The sequence below is a fragment of the Ruegeria sp. BHSA163 genome, from assembly GCF_059613365.1.
The window spans coordinates 68,539-86,330 of sequence record NZ_JBXWSJ010000004.1 but is presented as its reverse complement, the minus strand read 5'-3'; the positions used below and the strand labels follow the sequence as shown (position 1 = coordinate 86,330).

At 52.7% G+C, this 17,792-nt stretch carries 18 protein-coding genes; 13 read left to right on the top strand and 5 right to left on the bottom strand.

Annotated elements, in window-relative coordinates:
* Window positions 1-3: 3 nt before the first annotated feature.
* Entirely contained in the window at window positions 4-1,629 is a 1,626-nt protein-coding gene (locus AC2FNV_RS03515) for a divergent polysaccharide deacetylase family protein (RefSeq protein ID WP_170607826.1), read from the bottom strand.
* Between the two features lie 133 nt (window positions 1,630-1,762).
* Here AC2FNV_RS03515 and AC2FNV_RS03510 point away from each other — a divergent pair, with 133 nt between their 5' ends.
* The 6 genes from AC2FNV_RS03510 to lexA all read left to right on the top strand — a co-directional run bounded on the left by AC2FNV_RS03510 (window position 1,763) and on the right by lexA (window position 6,588).
* The gene (locus AC2FNV_RS03510; RefSeq protein ID WP_170478124.1) at window positions 1,763-2,344 is read left to right on the top strand and encodes an anthranilate synthase component II; all 582 of its coding nucleotides are present in this window, start codon (window positions 1,763-1,765) and stop codon (window positions 2,342-2,344) included.
* A complete protein-coding gene (trpD, locus tag AC2FNV_RS03505; protein ID WP_170610955.1) occupies window positions 2,341-3,360 on the top strand; it encodes an anthranilate phosphoribosyltransferase in 1,020 nt (339 codons plus the stop codon). Before AC2FNV_RS03510 ends, trpD begins: the two co-directional genes overlap by 4 nt.
* Window positions 3,357-4,169 carry an indole-3-glycerol phosphate synthase TrpC gene (gene trpC / locus AC2FNV_RS03500; RefSeq protein ID WP_170607822.1) on the top strand — a complete coding sequence of 271 codons (813 nt, stop codon included), beginning with the start codon at window positions 3,357-3,359 and terminating at the stop codon, window positions 4,167-4,169. The genes trpD and trpC overlap by 4 nt, the downstream gene beginning before the upstream one ends.
* Window positions 4,169-4,642, top strand: coding sequence for a cyclic pyranopterin monophosphate synthase MoaC (gene moaC, locus AC2FNV_RS03495; protein ID WP_170607820.1), 474 nt, complete (start codon window positions 4,169-4,171; stop codon window positions 4,640-4,642). Before trpC ends, moaC begins: the two co-directional genes overlap by 1 nt.
* The gene (locus AC2FNV_RS03490; protein WP_496772416.1) at window positions 4,639-5,811 is read left to right on the top strand and encodes a molybdopterin molybdotransferase MoeA; all 1,173 of its coding nucleotides are present in this window, start codon (window positions 4,639-4,641) and stop codon (window positions 5,809-5,811) included. Before moaC ends, AC2FNV_RS03490 begins: the two co-directional genes overlap by 4 nt.
* A gap of 78 nt (window positions 5,812-5,889) precedes the next feature.
* On the top strand, window positions 5,890-6,588 hold the full coding sequence (gene lexA, locus AC2FNV_RS03485) for a transcriptional repressor LexA (protein ID WP_170477637.1): 699 nt from the start codon (window positions 5,890-5,892) through the stop codon (window positions 6,586-6,588).
* A 386-nt stretch (window positions 6,589-6,974) separates the two neighbouring features.
* On the opposite strand, the gene AC2FNV_RS03480 is transcribed toward lexA, so the two are convergent.
* Complete coding sequence (locus AC2FNV_RS03480) at window positions 6,975-8,609, bottom strand: ComEC/Rec2 family competence protein (RefSeq protein ID WP_367648191.1); 1,635 nt, start codon at window positions 8,607-8,609, stop codon at window positions 6,975-6,977.
* Window positions 8,610-8,687: 78 nt separating this feature from the next.
* Between AC2FNV_RS03480 and gltX the strand changes: the two genes are divergently transcribed.
* The 4 genes from gltX to AC2FNV_RS03460 all read left to right on the top strand — a co-directional run bounded on the left by gltX (window position 8,688) and on the right by AC2FNV_RS03460 (window position 12,641).
* Window positions 8,688-10,088 (top strand): glutamate--tRNA ligase, encoded by a 1,401-nt coding sequence (gene gltX, locus AC2FNV_RS03475; RefSeq protein WP_170607816.1) that lies wholly within the window; start codon window positions 8,688-8,690, stop codon window positions 10,086-10,088.
* Window positions 10,089-10,209: 121 nt separating this feature from the next.
* Window positions 10,210-11,505 (top strand): citrate synthase, encoded by a 1,296-nt coding sequence (gene gltA / locus AC2FNV_RS03470; protein WP_170477646.1) that lies wholly within the window; start codon window positions 10,210-10,212, stop codon window positions 11,503-11,505.
* 181 nt (window positions 11,506-11,686) lie between these two features.
* On the top strand, window positions 11,687-12,037 hold the full coding sequence (locus AC2FNV_RS03465) for a hypothetical protein (RefSeq protein WP_254442615.1): 351 nt from the start codon (window positions 11,687-11,689) through the stop codon (window positions 12,035-12,037).
* Between the two features lie 376 nt (window positions 12,038-12,413).
* Complete coding sequence (locus tag AC2FNV_RS03460) at window positions 12,414-12,641, top strand: hypothetical protein (protein WP_254442614.1); 228 nt, start codon at window positions 12,414-12,416, stop codon at window positions 12,639-12,641.
* 9 nt (window positions 12,642-12,650) lie between these two features.
* On the opposite strand, the gene AC2FNV_RS03455 is transcribed toward AC2FNV_RS03460, so the two are convergent.
* The gene (locus tag AC2FNV_RS03455) at window positions 12,651-13,718 is read right to left on the bottom strand and encodes a PA0069 family radical SAM protein (RefSeq protein ID WP_170607814.1); all 1,068 of its coding nucleotides are present in this window, start codon (window positions 13,716-13,718) and stop codon (window positions 12,651-12,653) included.
* A gap of 297 nt (window positions 13,719-14,015) precedes the next feature.
* Here AC2FNV_RS03455 and AC2FNV_RS03450 point away from each other — a divergent pair, with 297 nt between their 5' ends.
* On the top strand, window positions 14,016-14,711 hold the full coding sequence (locus AC2FNV_RS03450) for a corrinoid protein (protein WP_496772412.1): 696 nt from the start codon (window positions 14,016-14,018) through the stop codon (window positions 14,709-14,711).
* A gap of 124 nt (window positions 14,712-14,835) precedes the next feature.
* Complete coding sequence (locus AC2FNV_RS03445) at window positions 14,836-15,504, top strand: DUF1638 domain-containing protein (protein WP_170607812.1); 669 nt, start codon at window positions 14,836-14,838, stop codon at window positions 15,502-15,504.
* Window positions 15,505-15,515: 11 nt separating this feature from the next.
* On the opposite strand, the gene AC2FNV_RS03440 is transcribed toward AC2FNV_RS03445, so the two are convergent.
* On the bottom strand, window positions 15,516-15,926 hold the full coding sequence (locus AC2FNV_RS03440; RefSeq protein ID WP_170477657.1) for a SufE family protein: 411 nt from the start codon (window positions 15,924-15,926) through the stop codon (window positions 15,516-15,518).
* A 141-nt stretch (window positions 15,927-16,067) separates the two neighbouring features.
* On the opposite strand from AC2FNV_RS03440, the gene AC2FNV_RS03435 reads away from it, so the two are divergent.
* A complete protein-coding gene (locus AC2FNV_RS03435; RefSeq protein ID WP_170607810.1) occupies window positions 16,068-16,592 on the top strand; it encodes a hypothetical protein in 525 nt (174 codons plus the stop codon).
* Window positions 16,593-16,600: 8 nt separating this feature from the next.
* Here AC2FNV_RS03435 and rnd read toward each other — a convergent pair whose 3' ends face one another.
* Window positions 16,601-17,758, bottom strand: a complete 1,158-nt coding sequence (gene rnd, locus AC2FNV_RS03430) for a ribonuclease D (protein WP_170477663.1) — start codon at window positions 17,756-17,758, stop codon at window positions 16,601-16,603.
* Window positions 17,759-17,792: the final 34 nt, after the last annotated feature.

Below are 17,792 nucleotides of genomic sequence, written 5' to 3'. Positions count from 1 at the left end.
TCTTTAATATTCGGCCGAACCCGAGTTTCGCTGAACTTCACTCATCATAACGGCAGATATCGGCGCCATGGCAACCCGATTGCCGCGATCCTCGAGTCCCCAAAGCAACAGGGCTGAAATCGTCTCGGGGCGCAATCGACCCAACATGACAACAGCACCTTGCTGACTGGCGCGAAATGCAGCCTGATCCAGAAAACGGCGTATAACCTGAGCATCCTGACTGGCACCATCAAAGTCTCTGAAAACGACGCTGGACGGCACACCGTTTCGCGCAGCTAATTTCTGAACTGTGTTCAGCCCGCTATCCTGTGTGACCAACCCGCGACCGGTATCACCGGCGATAGCAGCAACCTGATCTGCCAATTTTCGGTTACCTTGAATTCCCGTTCCAACACCTTCCAATAAACCGACAGTTTCTGGCAGCGTCTCTAACCAAACCGCCAAAGACACCTCTGCGTCCTGCGCGCTAGCTGCAGTGTGCATATCGATAAGAGCCAATACTTCGAACCCAGCCTCACGGTGACGCGCCATTTTTTCCGCCGCCTTTGGGTCGGATGGATTAACTGCCAAGCTAAGCGGATATGGGAAATCCTTAAGTGCTTCGGCCCCAAATGCGCCTTCGTCATCGATCAAGATAATCGACATCAAAGGTTTGGCCTCTGGGTTTTCAAAGGCCACCGCATATTCTTCTATTGGTTTTCCTGGTGCAAGAGTTTGAACTTCGGCCTGCTCCTCAGTCGCTTGGTCACGTTCTGTCAAAGGCACAATCCGCTTGCCCACCCGCGTGCCAGACGGTTGCTCTGGTGAAATCTGCGGCAAGGAAATGATTCGTGGTTGATTGCGAGGCAGAGTGTCCTCTTCACCCTCAACCGCGATCGGGTTTTCATCGACCGCTATATCCTCCTCGACTTTAGGTGTTTGCGCTTCGGGCTGAGGAGTGTCTTCAGGTTGCACGGCGGCAACCTGTTCACCGCTGGCTTCTGGCTCTTTAGACAAAGGCGCCTGAACTGATTGTTCTTCTGGTTCTTCGATTACCGGGATTTGCGCTTCAGGCGTCAATTGAGCCGAGGAAGTTGTTAGGTCTGGCTCTGTTGCAACTTCGGGCTTTTGTTCCGGGGGCAGCAAGTTTTCTACAGCAATTTCAAGATCGGTATCTAGCTCAGGTGAAGTTGGAGTCGGAGCTGGTCTCGGCATCGATGCCGGAGTATCAGAGTCGACTGTCACAGGCTGCGCCGCAGGCGCATCAGGCGCTTGAGGACTCGAAGGGGATGACCCAGTTGTCGGTCGAGTATCAGGCTGCAACTCTATACCCGAAAGGCCGGCAAGTGTATCTGATTGCGTTTCTGGGTCATCTGGAGTTTTAGGTGCCAGCTCAACCAAATCGGCGTCTTTTCCCTGAATCTGCAAATCCGCGTTTTCTGAGGGGGTTGGTGCCTCAGAAGCTTTTGGCGCCACGATTGACACCTCGGGTTTTGTTGTAAGCGGCGTATATAGTGACGCCACAGTCGCCAAGGCTAAAACCGAGACAGCCCCGGCGAACATCCCACCGTAAAATCCCCGCATAGCTAACATGCCTCTCGCCTTGTTTATTGCCTCAATCGCTCGGGCACCGTCTGTAGCGGTGCTCACTTGCACAACCGGTCCGGAACGGATGTCCCCTTGACGCTGGCGCACAAGCCTGAGCATGTATATTCCGACATTATACCTTGGCTTGGGCCTGCATCGCCAGCCCCAATTGCCTCATTCAAAGATAAGTGCCGGAATGCTGCTGCTGATCGACAACTATGACTCGTTTACTTACAATCTTGTCCACTATTTGGGTGAATTGGGCGCCGAAATGGTCATTCGCCGCAATGATGCCTTGGATGTTCAAGAAGCAATGGCGATGAACCCGGCCGGTATCCTGCTAAGCCCGGGACCATGCGACCCCGATCAAGCCGGTATATGTCTGGCGCTGACCGAGGCGGCGGCAGAAACCAAAACACCATTGATGGGAGTGTGCTTAGGTCACCAGGCGATTGGTCAGACATTTGGCGGTAAGGTCGTACGTTGCCATGAGATCGTGCATGGCAAGATGGGCAAGATTAACCACTCCGGTAAAGGATTGTTTGCAGGCCTTCCAACTCCGTTCGAAGCAACGCGCTACCATTCGCTAGTTGTAGATCGAGGCTCACTACCGGACTGTCTGGAAATAACGGCAGAGCTCGAGGATGGAACGATCATGGGACTACAGCACAAGGATTTACCCATTCATGGTGTGCAGTTTCATCCCGAGTCCATTGCGTCCGAGCACGGTCATGCTCTGCTGAAGAATTTTTTGAATGAGATGAAAGTCCCGGCATGAGCGACGTCCTGAAACCGTTGATCGGCGCCGCAGCGGATAGGCCACTGACGCGGTCAGAAGCAGAGCAAGCCTTTCAAATACTGTTCGAAGGTGCTGCAACGCCCAGCCAAATCGGTGGACTTTTAATGGCCATGCGCACGCGTGGCGAAACCGTTGACGAATATGCGGCCGCCGCTGCCGTTATGCGAGCCAAGTGCCATGCCGTGTCAGCACCTGTCGGAGCGATGGATATTGTCGGTACGGGCGGAGATGGAAAAGGAACTCTTAATATATCGACGGCGACAGCGTTTGTTGTCGCCGGGGCTGGAGTCACCGTTGCAAAACATGGCAATCGAAACTTAAGCTCAAAATCCGGGGCTGCAGATGCTCTGAGCCAGCTGGGAATCAACGTTATGGTTGGACCAGAAACCGTTGAAAAGGCTTTGAAAGATGTGGGAATAGGTTTCATGATGGCGCCTATGCACCATCCCGCAATCGCTCATGTGATGCCGACACGGCAGGAACTTGGGACCCGGACGATTTTCAATATTCTCGGCCCCCTGACCAATCCCGCTGGTGTGAAACGCCAGTTAACAGGCGCTTTCAGCCGTGACCTGATACGACCTATGGCCGAAACCCTTGGCCTGCTCGGCACCGAACACGCTTGGTTGGTTCACGGATCAGATGGAACAGACGAATTGACCATCACCGGGGTAAGCTGGATTGCGTCGGTCGAGGATGGAACTGTCAAGGAAGCAGAAATTCATCCCGAAGACGCCGGACTGCCCGTACATCCATTTGAGGACATTCTCGGTGGAACACCCGAAGAAAACGCTGTTGCATTCCGCGCACTTCTCGATGGAAGACCATCTGCCTATCGCGACGCGGTGTTACTGAACGCGGCAGCAGCATTGGTTGTGGCCGACGCTGCATCGGAGTTACGCGAAGGCGTTGCAATGGCCGCCGAAAGCATCGACAGCGGCAAAGCGAAAGACAAGATAGCCGCGTTGGCTCGTATCACACAGGAAGCTGCATGACCGAAACAGTTCTGGACAAAATCAAGGCTTACAAGCTGGAAGAGATCGCAGCAGACAAAGCGCGAAAATCATTGGATGAGCTTGAATCCGAAGCGGAAAGCGCGTCTGAGCCTCGCGGTTTCGCCGACGCGCTTTCGGCAGCGACCCGTCGCGGTTATGGCTTGATTGCGGAGGTCAAAAAAGCCAGCCCTTCCAAAGGCTTGATCCGAGAAGACTTTAATCCACCCGCTCTGGCCCAGGCATATGAAAAAGGAGGTGCTGCCTGTTTGTCAGTTTTGACCGACACGCCCAGCTTTCAAGGTGCCAAGAACTTTCTAACCGCTGCACGCAAGGCTTGTTCTTTGCCCGCGCTTCGCAAGGATTTCATGTATGACCCCTATCAGGTGATCGAAGCTCGTGCGCTTGAGGCCGATTGTATTCTGATTATCATGGCGTCTGTCAGTGACTCTCAGGCGTCTGAGTTGGAACACACTGCGTTTGATTGGGGTATGGATGTTCTGATTGAAGTGCATGACGAGTCAGAGCTACACCGCGCAACCAACCTAAAAAGCCCTTTGATCGGAATAAACAATCGAAACCTAAAGACTTTCGAAACAAGTCTGGACACGACGCGCAGGTTGTCAAAATTGGTTCCGGCCGACCGAACAATTGTCTGTGAAAGTGGCCTGAGCACACCAGCTGATCTTGCAGAAATTGCGCGCTATGGCGCGAGGTGCTTCTTGATTGGCGAAAGTCTGATGCGTCAGGATGACGTCGCATCGGCAACACGCACTCTGCTAGCTAACCCTCTTGTTCCAGGGGTGATGTGATGGCGCTTACTCATTTCGACGCCAAGGGTCAGGCACATATGGTTGATGTGACCGAAAAGCAAATAACTGACCGAGTTGCTGTCGCAGCTGGTTACATCAGAATGGCCCCAGAAACATTTGATTTAATTTGCGAAGGCCGGGCAAAAAAGGGTGATGTTCTGGGCGTAGCTCGTCTTGCCGGGATTATGGGGGCCAAGAAAACGCCCGATCTAATCCCGTTGTGTCATCCGCTGCCAATAACTCGGGTTGCAGTTGAATTGACGCTGGATCCGTCTTTACCAGGCGTTCAGGTCGAAGCAACGGTTAAAACTACCGGCCAGACCGGTGTCGAGATGGAAGCATTAACCGCAGTCACAACCGCAGCCTTAACCGTGTACGACATGGCAAAGGCCGTTGACAAAGCCATGGAGATAGGCGGCATTCGCGTGCTTTTGAAAGACGGCGGAAAATCAGGACGTTACGAGGCGGAATGATAACAGTCAACGAGGCCCGCGCGCTGTTGTTTGAATTGGTTGACCGGCTACCGGAAGAAACGGTGCCACTGTCAGAGGCCGCCGGTAGAGTGTTGGCTCAAGACGTTCGTGCATCTCGCGATCAGCCTCCATTTGCTGCCTCATCCATGGATGGTTATGCCGTCAAATCGGTCGAAGTGGAACTGCATGCCATTTTCAAAGTCGTTGGCGAAGCCGCTGCAGGGCGACGGTATTCAGGTTCGGTTGGCGCGGGTCAAGCTGTGCGAATTTTTACTGGTGCGCCCATGCCTGACGGCGCGGATTTCGTAATCATTCAAGAAGACACAACACGGAGCGGCGACCTGATCACCATCACTGATGGTCCGGGTGCAAAAACTAATGTTCGTCCTGCCGGCGTGGATTTTAAAGCCGGAACGCCGATCAGGGCACCTCGTGAAATTCGTGCGGAGGACGTCGCACTAATGGCCGCGATGAACATTGCCTTGGTGCCAGTGACCCGCAAACCCGTTGTGGCACTAATTTCTACCGGAGACGAATTGGTCATGCCCGGAGAAACGCCTGGCCCTGATCAGATCATCGCGTCAAATACATTTGGCCTCAAGGCGTTACTGGAAAAAGTTGGGGCGCATGTTAGAGTGTTGCCAATCGCTCAAGACACAAAGTCTTCTTTGGAGACAGCGTTTTCTTTGGCTCAAGGTGCTGATCTGGTCGTCACTGTAGGCGGTGCCTCGGTCGGAGATTACGATCTGGTCGCAGATGTATCGCAGGACCTCGGGATGGAGCGATCATTTTACAAAATTCGTATGCGCCCGGGAAAACCATTGATGGCAGGCAGGATCAACGGTGCAGCCATGGTTGGCCTACCGGGAAATCCCGTCAGTGCGATGGTTTGCGGGTACTTATTTCTTGTGCCCATGATACGACGCATGCTGGGTGTTGAAGATGTTCTGGAACCATTCCGAACCGCACTGCTTACAGAGCCAGTCGGCCAAAACGGTCCGCGCGAACATTATATGCGTGCCATTGTGGACAAAACCGGCATCAAGGCGTGCGCCGATCAGGACAGTTCGTTGTTGAGTGTTTTGGCTGAAGCAAATGCTCTTTTGGTCCGCGCGCCTCATGATCCTGCCCGCTCAAAAGGGGAAGAAGTTTCCTATCTACCGATTTAGGGATTTCTCAAAAATATTGACACAAAACGTGAACATGCGTAGAACAAAAGAAAACGCATGAGCGACGAGGTGTGAGCGATGCTGACCAAGAAGCAGTTGGATTTGCTGGAATTCATCCATAAACGCGTACAGGCGGATGGTGTTCCACCCAGTTTCGACGAAATGAAAGCCGCATTGGACCTCAGGTCCAAATCCGGCATTCATCGCCTGATCACAGCGTTGGAAGAGCGCGGATTTATCCGGCGGCTTGCGCACCGGGCACGCGCGATCGAGATTGTTAAGCTGCCGGAAAGCCTGGGAGGTGAGCCCACGGTCGGGTTCAAACCGCGTGTTATTGATGGCGACAGGCCTTCTGGTATGCGTCCAGCCAATTTTGAACCAATAACTGTGGATGCAATGGAATTGCCCGTCATGGGCCGCATTGCGGCAGGTGTTCCAATCGAAGCAATCAGCCACGTATCGCACCGTGTAGCCGTCCCCGGATCAATGGTTTCCGGTAATGGGGAACACTATGCATTGGAGGTTCGTGGAGACTCTATGATCGATGCGGGCATCAACGATGGCGATGTTGTGGTGATCCGAGAAACATCAGCAGCCGACAACGGCGACATAGTTGTCGCTTTGGTGGACGATCAAGAAGCGACGTTGAAACGTTTCTTCAGACGTGGCCAAGCCATCGCGCTTGAAGCAGCCAATCCAGCTTACGAAACACGTGTGCTACCCGAGGATAAAGTCAAAGTGCAGGGCCGTCTTGTGGGGTTAATCCGTAGCTATTGACCTGAATGCCCTAAAGACCAAAAGTCTTCCCGACGATTGCATGCTGGTAGTTAGGCGCCCATTGCTTAGGGCCAAGCTTCCCGTAACCTTTAGTTTTTCGGGATCGTAAAGCCGACAGTCACCACTCAATTGCAAATCGACAGGTGATACGACAATTTGGTTGGACCGACATTCGTTGAAGTCTTTAGCTGCCCGCTTGCCTGTTAAGTGAACTATTTCCAAGCCTTCAACCTGGTGTCTTTGAACAAGCCCCGGTTCGCCAGGCCATCGTTTTGCCGCAAGTTTCTGATCGGCCCCATCTCCGTCGTTTTCCAACCATACCGACGCAACAAAACCGTTGCCCTTGCTTTTACTCAATGCGCGTCCGTTCTCTGTCATGACACCAATCAAGCCACCATTGCCCGCAACCAAAACATCTGGCGGGTCCCCTGCCCCCAGAGCGTCATCACCGCCATGGCCGGAACCAGCCCTGCCCAACAGGCGCGACCTTGCCAAAGGATGACCCACAACAGGCTTAATGAAAGTGCCGGTAGGACAAAGTCCGGAGGGCTCACTACATAGCCCTGAGCCCCGTGCAAGCCCGACACCCATTCGGACACCCCAAGAATCCACTTCAAACCGATCCCCATAACAGTCAACGCCACCCATTCCAGCCCAACCGGAGCCAAAAAGGCCGAAAGTACTGCTGCCGGCACAACAATCGCCCCCATAACTGGGACTGATAACAGGTTCGCCAACAAACCAAAGTGCGACATGGTGTTGAAATGAGCAGCTCCAATTGGAGCAGTCGCAAAGCCAGCAATGGCCGAAGACAAAATCAGGCCAATGAACTGCTTTAACCATTTCGGGCCGGACACCAGAACTTGGTTTCGCAAAGCACCAAAAACCGCTACCAAAGCTGTGGTGGCTGCGAATGACATCTGAAAACCCGGACCGAGAAGGCTTTCCGGACGCATCGCCAGCACAATCAAGGCTGCGACAGCCACAGCGCGCAAAGATATTGCCCTGCGGTCAAGCAGCAATGCCCCAAGCATGACTAATACCATAACAAACGCCCGTTCGGTGGCTATGTTGCCCCCTGACAGTAGAAAATAGATCGTTGCCGATACCATCGCGCATACAGCGGCCAGTTTCTTTACTGGCAAACGAAGCGCCGCCGACGGCACAGCAGAAAACCCAACCCGGCATGCAAGGAATACAAAGCCTGTCAGTAGCCCCATGTGCAGTCCCGATATGGCAAGAAGGTGGGCCAAGTTGGACGCTCGAAGACTCAGGAGCGTATCACTCCGCAGCCCGCTGCGGTCTCCAGTCGTGACAGCCGCGGCAAATCCACCGACCTCACCGGGGAGAAGGTTCTGCACATGGTTTGATATGGATATTCGCCAATATGTAACGGGAACACCACCATTGGCCGCGCTCGCGGGGGCGATGGTCAAAACAGGAACACGGGTGTAACCAACAGCACCAAGGCGTTGAAACCAAGCGTGGCGACGAAAGTCAAAACCGCCAGGTTCGACGGGTCCTTGTGGTGCAGATAGATGACCGGTCGTCATTATCCTTTGACCGGGTAACAAGTTAGTGGCTGGCCCATGCATAGAAATTCGAACACGCCTTGGCCTTTCGTCGACTGGCACACCTTCTATTCGAACTTGATCCAAGGTTACTCTCAAAGCGTCAGACGCCGAACGGTCGAGAGATACGACTCGACCTTCAATCGGGCCATAGTAACGCCACTTCAAAACCGGCTCTGATACCAAATGGGCTCGTCCACCGGCCAACAAAAATCCAAATGCAATCAGCGCCACTCCAATCGCGACGGGTGACCAAGCTGTAGGCAATTTCCAACTGCAAAACGCCCCGAGAAAAATCGCTGATACTAGCTGAGCATAGACGTGCACATCAGGCTCGAACCGGAGGGAAAAGTACAGCCCAATACCCGTGGCAACGCATATTGGCGACCAGACAATCAAGTGCCCGCGCTGGCGCAGCATTGCGGCCTCGACCAGTGCAAGAACACGCATGGTTGCCCCCGTCCTTCGTGCTCGTTAGACAGGCGCAAACTCTACGCTAATTGCGGTTACCAAAAGGTTAATCACCCCATGTCCGATCAGGTCGTCACCCGTTTTGCCCCCTCTCCCACCGGCTTTCTACACATCGGCGGAGCACGCACCGCGTTGTTCAACTGGTTGTATGCACGTGGCCGAGGCGGTAAATTCCTGCTGCGGATTGAAGACACCGACCGCGAACGCTCAACTCCACAAGCAACCGCGGCTATCTTACAAGGTATGGAATGGCTTGGACTCGATCACGACGGAGATGTCATAAGTCAGTTCGAAGGTGCGGATCGCCACGCCGAAGTGGCCAATCAACTGCTGGCACAAGGTAAGGCTTACAAGTGTTTCTCTACCCAGGAAGAAATCTCAGCATTTCGCGAACAGGCACGGGCTGAAGGTAAATCTACACTCTTTCGCAGCCCTTGGCGGGACGCAGACCCTTCCACCTACCCTGACGCGCCGTTTGCGATCCGCATAAAGGCACCACAAGAAGGCAGAACGGTAATTCAAGACCAGGTTCAGGGCGATGTATCCATCCGAAACGATCAGCTGGATGACATGATCCTTCTGCGCTCTGACGGGACACCGGTTTATATGCTGGCGGTCGTTGTAGACGACCATGACATGGGCGTTACTCATGTAATCCGCGGCGATGACCATTTGAACAATGCCGCAAGGCAAATGATGATTTATGAAGCGATGGGCTGGCCGGTTCCGGTCTGGGCGCACATACCACTTATTCACGGTCCAGATGGTAAGAAGCTTAGTAAAAGGCACGGCGCATTAGGTGCGCAGGAATATCAGGCGATGGGGTATCCGGCCGCCGGAATGCGCAACTATCTCACGCGGTTAGGTTGGAGCCACGGCGATGATGAGTTTTTCACTGACGAACAAGCACTTGAATGGTTCGATCTGGACGGAATCGGCAAAAGCCCTGCTCGGTTCGACCTGAAAAAGCTTGAAAATCTTTGCGGTCAGCATATTGCCGTTTCGGATGATGCTGCGTTGCGGCAAGAATTGGAGGTTTATCTTGCCGCCGCGGGGCTTACGCCTCTTACTCAGACACAATCGAGTGATCTGGAACGGGCAATGTATTGCCTTAAAGACCGCGCACGCACTTTTCCTGAACTTATTGAAAAGGCGCATTTTGTTTTGACCGGGCGACCGATTGTTCCCGATGAAAAAGCGGCAAAGGCATTAGTGAATGTATCCGATGGTATACTGGAAGAATTGACGCCGCAGTTGCAAAATGTTAGCTGGAGCCGGAACACACTGGAGGAAGCCCTCAACGCGTTCGCCGAAGCGAAGGGGGTAAAGTTCGGCAAGCTGGCGGGTCCCATGCGGGCTGCGCTAGCTGGGAGGACTGTTACACCTTCGGTTTTTGACATGATGCTCGTGCTTGGGAAGGAAGAAACCTTGGCACGGCTTTCTGACGCAGCAAATTAAACCTGATCTTCACAATCGGGTAACGCTGCCTCGTTAACACCCGGACTGCGTGACCAAGCGCAGCCGTTGCCCGCAAGTTCGGACAGCGATCCGATCCGCGCATGAATGAGGAAGGGACATTATGACCGATAGCAAAAACACCGCCACACTGACTGTCCATGGCAAAGAATACGAGCTTCCGGTCCACTCGCCCACAGCAGGACCAGATGTTGTCGACATCCGCAAACTATATGGTCAGGCGGGGGTGTTTACTTACGACCCGGGCTTTACCTCTACAGCAAGCTGTGACAGCACAATTACCTATATCGACGGAGAAAAAGGTGAGCTGTTGCATCGTGGGTACCCGATTGACCAGCTAGCTGAAAAATCACATTTCCTCGAAGTCTGCTATCTCCTTCTTTATGGGGAACTGCCAGCAGCAAAGGATCTGGAACAGTTCGAAACCACCATTACGCGCCATACAATGCTGCACGAACAGATGCAGTATTTTTACCGCGGTTTCCGCCGGGATGCGCACCCTATGGCTATTATGGTTGGTGTGGTCGGCGCCATGTCGGCTTTTTACCACGACTCGACTGATATCTCGGATCCGCGACAGCGTGAGGTCGCCTCGCATCGGTTGATCGCCAAGATGCCGACGATTGCTGCTTGGGCGTACAAATACCACACCGGGCAACCTTTCGTGTATCCGAGGAACGATCTGGACTATGCTTCAAACTTCCTGCGCATGTGCTTCAGCGTGCCGGCCGAGGAATACGAGGTTAACCCAATCCTCAGCCGCGCAATGGACCGAATATTCACGTTGCACGCAGACCACGAACAAAATGCGTCGACTTCGACTGTCCGCCTTGCATCCTCGTCCGGCGCGAACCCGTTCGCATGTATCGCTGCGGGCATCGCATGCCTGTGGGGTCCGGCCCACGGCGGCGCGAACCAAGCTTGCTTGGAAATGCTGGAAGAAATCGGCAGTGTTGACCGCATCCCCGAATACATCGCCCGCGCTAAGGATAAGAACGATCCATTCCGCCTGATGGGCTTTGGCCACCGCGTTTACAAGAACTTTGATCCGCGTGCCAAAGTTATGAAGCAATCCGCCGACGAGGTTCTTGACCTGCTGGGTGTCGAAAATAATCCAAAGCTGCAGGTCGCCAAGGAACTTGAAAAAGAAGCTCTTCAGGACCCGTATTTTGCCGAAAAGAAACTGTTCCCGAATGTGGATTTCTATTCAGGCATCATCCTAGAGGCGATGGGTTTCCCCACATCGATGTTCACGCCAATCTTTGCGCTGTCTCGCACAGTTGGCTGGGTCAGCCAGTGGAAAGAAATGATTGCGGACCCTCAGAACAAGATCGGACGCCCGCGTCAGCTGTATCTTGGCGAGACGCTGCGTGATTATGTGGATATTGAAAACCGCTGATTGGCCCAACCGATTAGGCACCAAAAAGACCTCGATTTTCTCGAGGTCTTTTTTCTTTTCAACGCCTTGTGTTACCAAATTGCAGTCTGAGACTTGAATTTTTGCGATCGGCCAAATCAGCCGCTTTGCCGAACGATGCATCCTGCACATGGTAACGGCCTTAGCCAAGTCCCGTGTTGCAATGAAATATCAAACATTGATATTTGCCGTGATGGGCGCATTGGGGTTAACCCGTATCGCGGGTGCTCAGGAAATTATTGAGAGCGCATTTAAGGAGTTTCCGCGGGAAAATACTGCTGGCTCCTTAGCTATTTTACGAATTGCCGGCATTCTGGACAACTCTGCCAACGCAATTTCACTTCAGTCCAACACGGATAACCGTGACTATGATTTTGAGTCTGCCCATATTGGGGGCGGTTTTCGTTTGAGTTTGGGCGTAACAATTTTTTTTGAGGGTTATATCTGCTGCGCAAAGCATGATCCGAAACTGTTTCTTTTCAGTTACGGGAGAAACAACGACATTACCTCTTAAATGGACGAGCGCAGCTGCGAAGACCGGCACAGGTTACAAATTTGATCTGAGCGAACGCTGGCGGTTCGTGGCAATGGCACATATCACAATCGGGCGAACGCAATCGGATGCAACTATTGTGACTTAGGTCGTCGCAGACAGGTTGGGGATAGAGGGTGATTTCCTCGAAATCGGTGGACTTTGGGCTGGCGGCGCAGGCGGATCTTTTACGATCGACTATGACCGACCACTTTCAAATGAACGCGAATTCGAGGCCAGCTTTCGCTATACCGATATTGAATAATGGCCAATCGGCGATGACGAAGATCTATTAGTGCAATCAACTGCATCTAACGCCGTGTTCTGGGCTCGTCATCGTTTTCCAACGGGCGTGCTCATGTTTGATTGCCTTGTGCGTTTGGTGGGCGATTTTTCTTATTTCTACCTGATCGGCAACCAATCCATAGTGTTGGGAACAAACTGGCTAGCGCGTGTCGGCGGCGGGATCGAAGTTGACCTGTCGGACAGATGGGTTCCGTGGGTTTCTACCACCCGCTTAATGGTGAGCTATTACGAAAGTGACACAGTGAACGGGTTCGCTGCCGGAATTGGTATAATCTTCTAAATCGGTCCCTTAAAACAGAGCCATCTGGTCACCCGGTTGCGGTGGAACCGAAAACAGATCACATCTTAGCGGTGAAGATTTAACGTTTAGCCCCAACCTTTTGCAAGTCATAGAAAATCTTTGGGAAATGACCTCGGCATACTCGCCTTCACCTTTCATGCGATGGCCCCAACGCGGATCATAGTCTTTGCCGCCATGCATTTCCCGCAGCCGAGCCATAACTTTGCAAGCGCTGCCCGGCACGTGCTCTTGCAACCATTGTTGCCATAGCTCGGAAACTTCCCGAGGAAGGCGCAACATAATCCAGCTGGCCGCATCCGCGCCCGCATCCCGCCCCGCTTCAAGCAATTTTTCCAGTTCGTGATCTGTCAGTCCTGGAATGACCGGTGATGTCATAACACGCACCGGAATACCAGCTCGCGATAGTCGCTCGATCATTTTCAACCGCCTTTGCGGAGATGGAGCGCGCGGCTCCATTTGCCGAGACAGATCTGAATCCAACGTTGTCAATGATATTCCCACGCGAACCAACCCGCTTTGCGCCATTGGCGCGATTATATCAAGGTCCCGTTCGACAAGAGTTCCTTTTGTCACAATTCCGATCGGGTGTCGAAATTCGTTTAGAACTTCCAAACACCTCCTTGTTATTTCTCGAGATTTCTCGATCGGTTGATACGGATCAGTGTTGGTGCCCAAGGCAATCGTGGATACTTTGTAGCTGCGCCGGGAAAGCTCTTTCCTCAGAATGCTGGCAGCGTTTGGTCGAGCAATCAGGCGGGTCTCAAAGTCCAACCCGGGCGAAAGGCCCAAATAAGCGTGTGAAGGCCGTGCAAAGCAATAAACACAACCGTGTTCGCAACCTCGGTAGGGATTGATTGACCGATCGAAAGGAAGATCAGGTGATCTGTTGTAAGTGATCAGGCTTCGAGCGGTTTCGTCACGAACCTCGGTCCGCAATGATGGCAAGTCTTCCTCGATGCTGAAATCTTCACGCACTGCAGTCGTAGTATAGCGCTCGAAACGCCCCGCTTGGTTCGAGGCAGCCCCACGCCCATTGGTTTTTGCGAAGGCTGTCATATGTTCTTCCTTTGTTCTTTTTGATAGACGATTCTGACATGCCACGCAAGTATCTGGTCGGAACGGGTTCGAGCAAAAAAGAACGTCGTTCCAACCGCATGTCATTCCGGAAGAAATTGAAATCTATGCACGAAAACCATGCACAAAATTCCACTGCATTGGTTCACAATTTACCGTATAGGTCGGTCTCAGATCGACCTAGGTCGCAATCGTCACAGTACAGATGCGGCGAAATGGCCAAAACAGTAAAAATTGCCACTTTGGGCCTCCGGCCCGCTCAGCTCAGGGAATTGCCCCATGTCCGATGAAGATGACATCGTTCTGTCCGAACTCAATGACGACGAGCTTGTCGAACAGATGTTCGACGATCTCTACGATGGCCTGAAGGAAGAAATCGAAGAAGGCGTTAACATTCTGCTCGAGCGTGGATGGGTGCCATACGACATCCTCACCAAGGCTCTGGTTGGCGGAATGACCATTGTAGGACACGACTTCCGTGACGGCATCCTGTTTGTGCCCGAGGTTTTGCTGGCCGCAAACGCTATGAAGGGCGGAATGGCGATCCTTAAGCCGTTACTCGCGGAAACAGGCGCGCCCCGTGTGGGGAAAATGGTTATCGGAACGGTCAAAGGCGATATCCACGACATCGGAAAGAATCTGGTGTCAATGATGATGGAAGGCGCAGGATTCGAAGTGGTCGATCTGGGTATCAACAACCCTGTTGAAAACTATCTTGAAGCCCTGGAAACGGAAAAACCAGACATCCTTGGAATGTCCGCCCTGCTGACGACGATGCCTTACATGAAGGTTGTCATAGACACTATGGTGGAACAGGGCCTGCGCGACGATTATATCGTGCTGGTCGGCGGCGCTCCGCTGAACGAAGAGTTCGGCAAGGCTATTGGAGCGGATGCTTACTGCCGCGATGCAGCCGTAGCCGTAGAAACCGCCAAAGAGTTTGTGTCGCGCAGGCATAACCAATTGGCCGGTTAACCGAGTTCGATCGCGAAGTGCGCCCGGAATTCGAGCACTACCCGACGAACGAAATACGCCGAAACCGGATGTGCCTGGTTTCGGCTTATGTAATTTGAAGCTGTAGCAATTGTCGGATTAGACCATGCAAAATCACTGCCCGCCCGATGACGTAAGCCTGACAATACAAGGCTATACCGACAACGGGCGGCCCGGCGGAATATTGCTGCTGGCATGCGGTGCCCTTGCACGGGAGATTCTTGATCTAAAAAAGCGCAACGGTTGGGACCACATGTCACTGACCTGCCTTCCCGCGATTTTACACATTCATCCAGAAAAAATCACACAGGCCGTTGAGGACGCGGTGAGCAAACACCGCGACAGCTACGACCAGATTTTTGTGGTTTACGCAGATTGCGGAACAGGTGGTCTATTGCAACAGGCCTGTGATCGTTTAGGGGTCGAGATGGTAAAAGGCCCGCATTGTTATTCCTTTTTCGAGGGAAATGACACCTTTTCCAAGCATCAGGAAGATGAAGCAACCGCCTTTTATTTAACAGATTTCCTCGCTCGCCAATTCGACGCGTTTGTATGGAAACCATTAGGATTGGACCGCCACCCAGAACTTCGCGACATGTATTTTGGGAACTATACTAAGTTAGTTTTTCAGGCCCAAACCGAAGATCCTGACCTTACCCGGCGTGCGATGGAATGTGCCGACAAAATGGGCTTGGCGTTCGAGCGTCGGATGACTGGTTACGGTGACCTGGAAACCACACTTTCTGATTGGGCAAAACGCTCTGTGCCGAAGTAGTTCGCAAGATGTTAAACGTACGCTCGCGCGACTTCACGAATTCGCTCAATCATCGCACGCAAGCCGTTTGAACGTTGCGCTGATAGGTGATCGTTAAGCCCCAACCGCGCCAATTCAGCAGCTGCATCCACCGAAGCAACATCGGAAACAGGCAATCCATTATAAAGGGAACGCAGTACTGCAATTAGTCCGCGAACTATCATTGCATCACTATCACCATCAAAGTGAAACTTCCCGTCGTTGATCACCGGGTGTAACCACACCTGACTTGCGCACCCTTTTACTTTGGTGGCAGGTACCTTAAAGGCCTCATCCAAAGGTTCCATCGCCTTGCCCTGATCAATCACGTGCCGGTACCGATCCTCCCAATCGTCCAAGAACTCGAAATCTTCAACGATCTCTTCAAAAGCTGCTGTTGCCATGATTGGGCTATCCTTGCGTGTCGCGGTAACAATCGTGACCTATGCCCCGCTTGACCCACTGTCCAGCCCCTGCCGTGCCTTTTCAAGCATTGGAATTTGCGCTAACCCGTTTCAAATCAAGTCGCGCAAAATGTTGGACCCATGCATAAAACTATTTCTGTTCTTTTGGTCTCTGCCCTTTTTCTTTCCGCCTGCAGCGGTTGGAGGAATTCGCGCGCAAACCCTTCAAACTGGTTTGGCAGCAGCACAACCTCTTCACCACCAGTGGAACCAAGCGAGGAATACGCTCTGATCCCGGACAACGCTAGCGGCGAGGAGTTTATCACCGGAAATGACCCGGATGACAGAAGCGTTATGATTGCTGTTGTTGATGAAATGCAGATCGATCAAACCCCAACAGGTGCCATCGTCTACGCGGCTGGCACTGCCTCGCGGCAGGGCGCTTACGACGCTCGTTTGACACGAATTGACAACGATGAAAACGTCAAGAACGGCATCCTGGAATTTGCGTTCAGGGTCAATTACCCCATTTCCCCGACGGCTCAAGGAACCCCACGTTCAAGAATGGTGTCTGACGCTATCACGCTCGGCAGACGCGATCTGGAAGGGGTACGCTTGATTCGAGTGGTGGGGCAGCAAAACGCGCTGGAGTCTCGCCGTCGTTGAGACGCGAGTTAAAGTGACACTACTCGAACTGACTGACCTTTTGCAGCAAGGGCAATCTTGCCCTCACAAAGCTTCAGCGCATCTTCTCCAAAGACCTCGAACCGCCAACCTGACATCGCTGGCAACGACCGTTCTCCTGCAGCTATCTGATCCAATTCGGAGCTGGATGCGATCAACTTTGCGGCTACACCCGAACTTTCCGTTTTCGACTTTAATAACACTCGCAGCAGATCGGCCAACGCCGGATTGACCTTTAGCTTGTCGCGACTGTTATCCACTTTGGGCAAGGCGTCGGCAGGACAGTTCATACCGCGCTTCACGGCAGCAAGAATACCATCTGCTATTGGTCCTTTGCGGGCTTCTCGCAAGAGAAGTCGCGATCCACCCAGATCAGCAGGAGTCCTTGGCTTAATTGACGCCATCTCAATCAAGGCATCATCTTTAAATACACGGCTTCGAGGAACGTTGTTGTCTTGCGCATAACCTTCACGGAAATGCGCAAGTTCGCGCACCACCGCCAAAAACTTACCGGAGTTTGTTCGTGTCTTTACACGACGCCATGCATCCTCAGGGCGAACGTTGTAGGTTTCCGGTTGTGTCAGTATCCGCAGCTCTTCTGCAACCCAATGACTGCGGCGGGATTTTTCTAATTCAGCTGCCAAATGTTCATAAATTTTGCGCAGATGGGTCACATCGGCCAATGCATATGTCTTTTGCGCGTCAGACAACGGGCGACGCGACCAGTCAGTAAATCTCGAAGTTTTATCGACACCTTCTCGGCAAATTTTCCGCACCAGTGTCTCATAACCGACTTGCTCGCCAAAGCCACAAACCATCGCCGCTACTTGGGTGTCGAAAAGTGGCGTCGGAAAAACTCCAGCCTCGAACCAAAAAATCTCAAGATCCTGACGAGCGGCATGGAAGACTTTGACGACCTTCTCATTCTTGAAAAGTTCGTAAAGAGGTTCCAGCGACATACCCTCCGCCAGTGGATCTACAAGAACTGCGCTGTCCTCGTCTTCCGACGGATAGGCAAGCTGTACCAGGCATAACTTGGAATAATACGTCCGCTCGCGCAGGAATTCGGTATCGAGTGTCAGATATGGGTGCTTGGAAGCGACCGCACAGAAATCGGCCAACTCTTGCGTCGTTTTCAATGTTCTCATGCGCGGTTCTGTTCTTGCTCTTGTTATTAGTGAC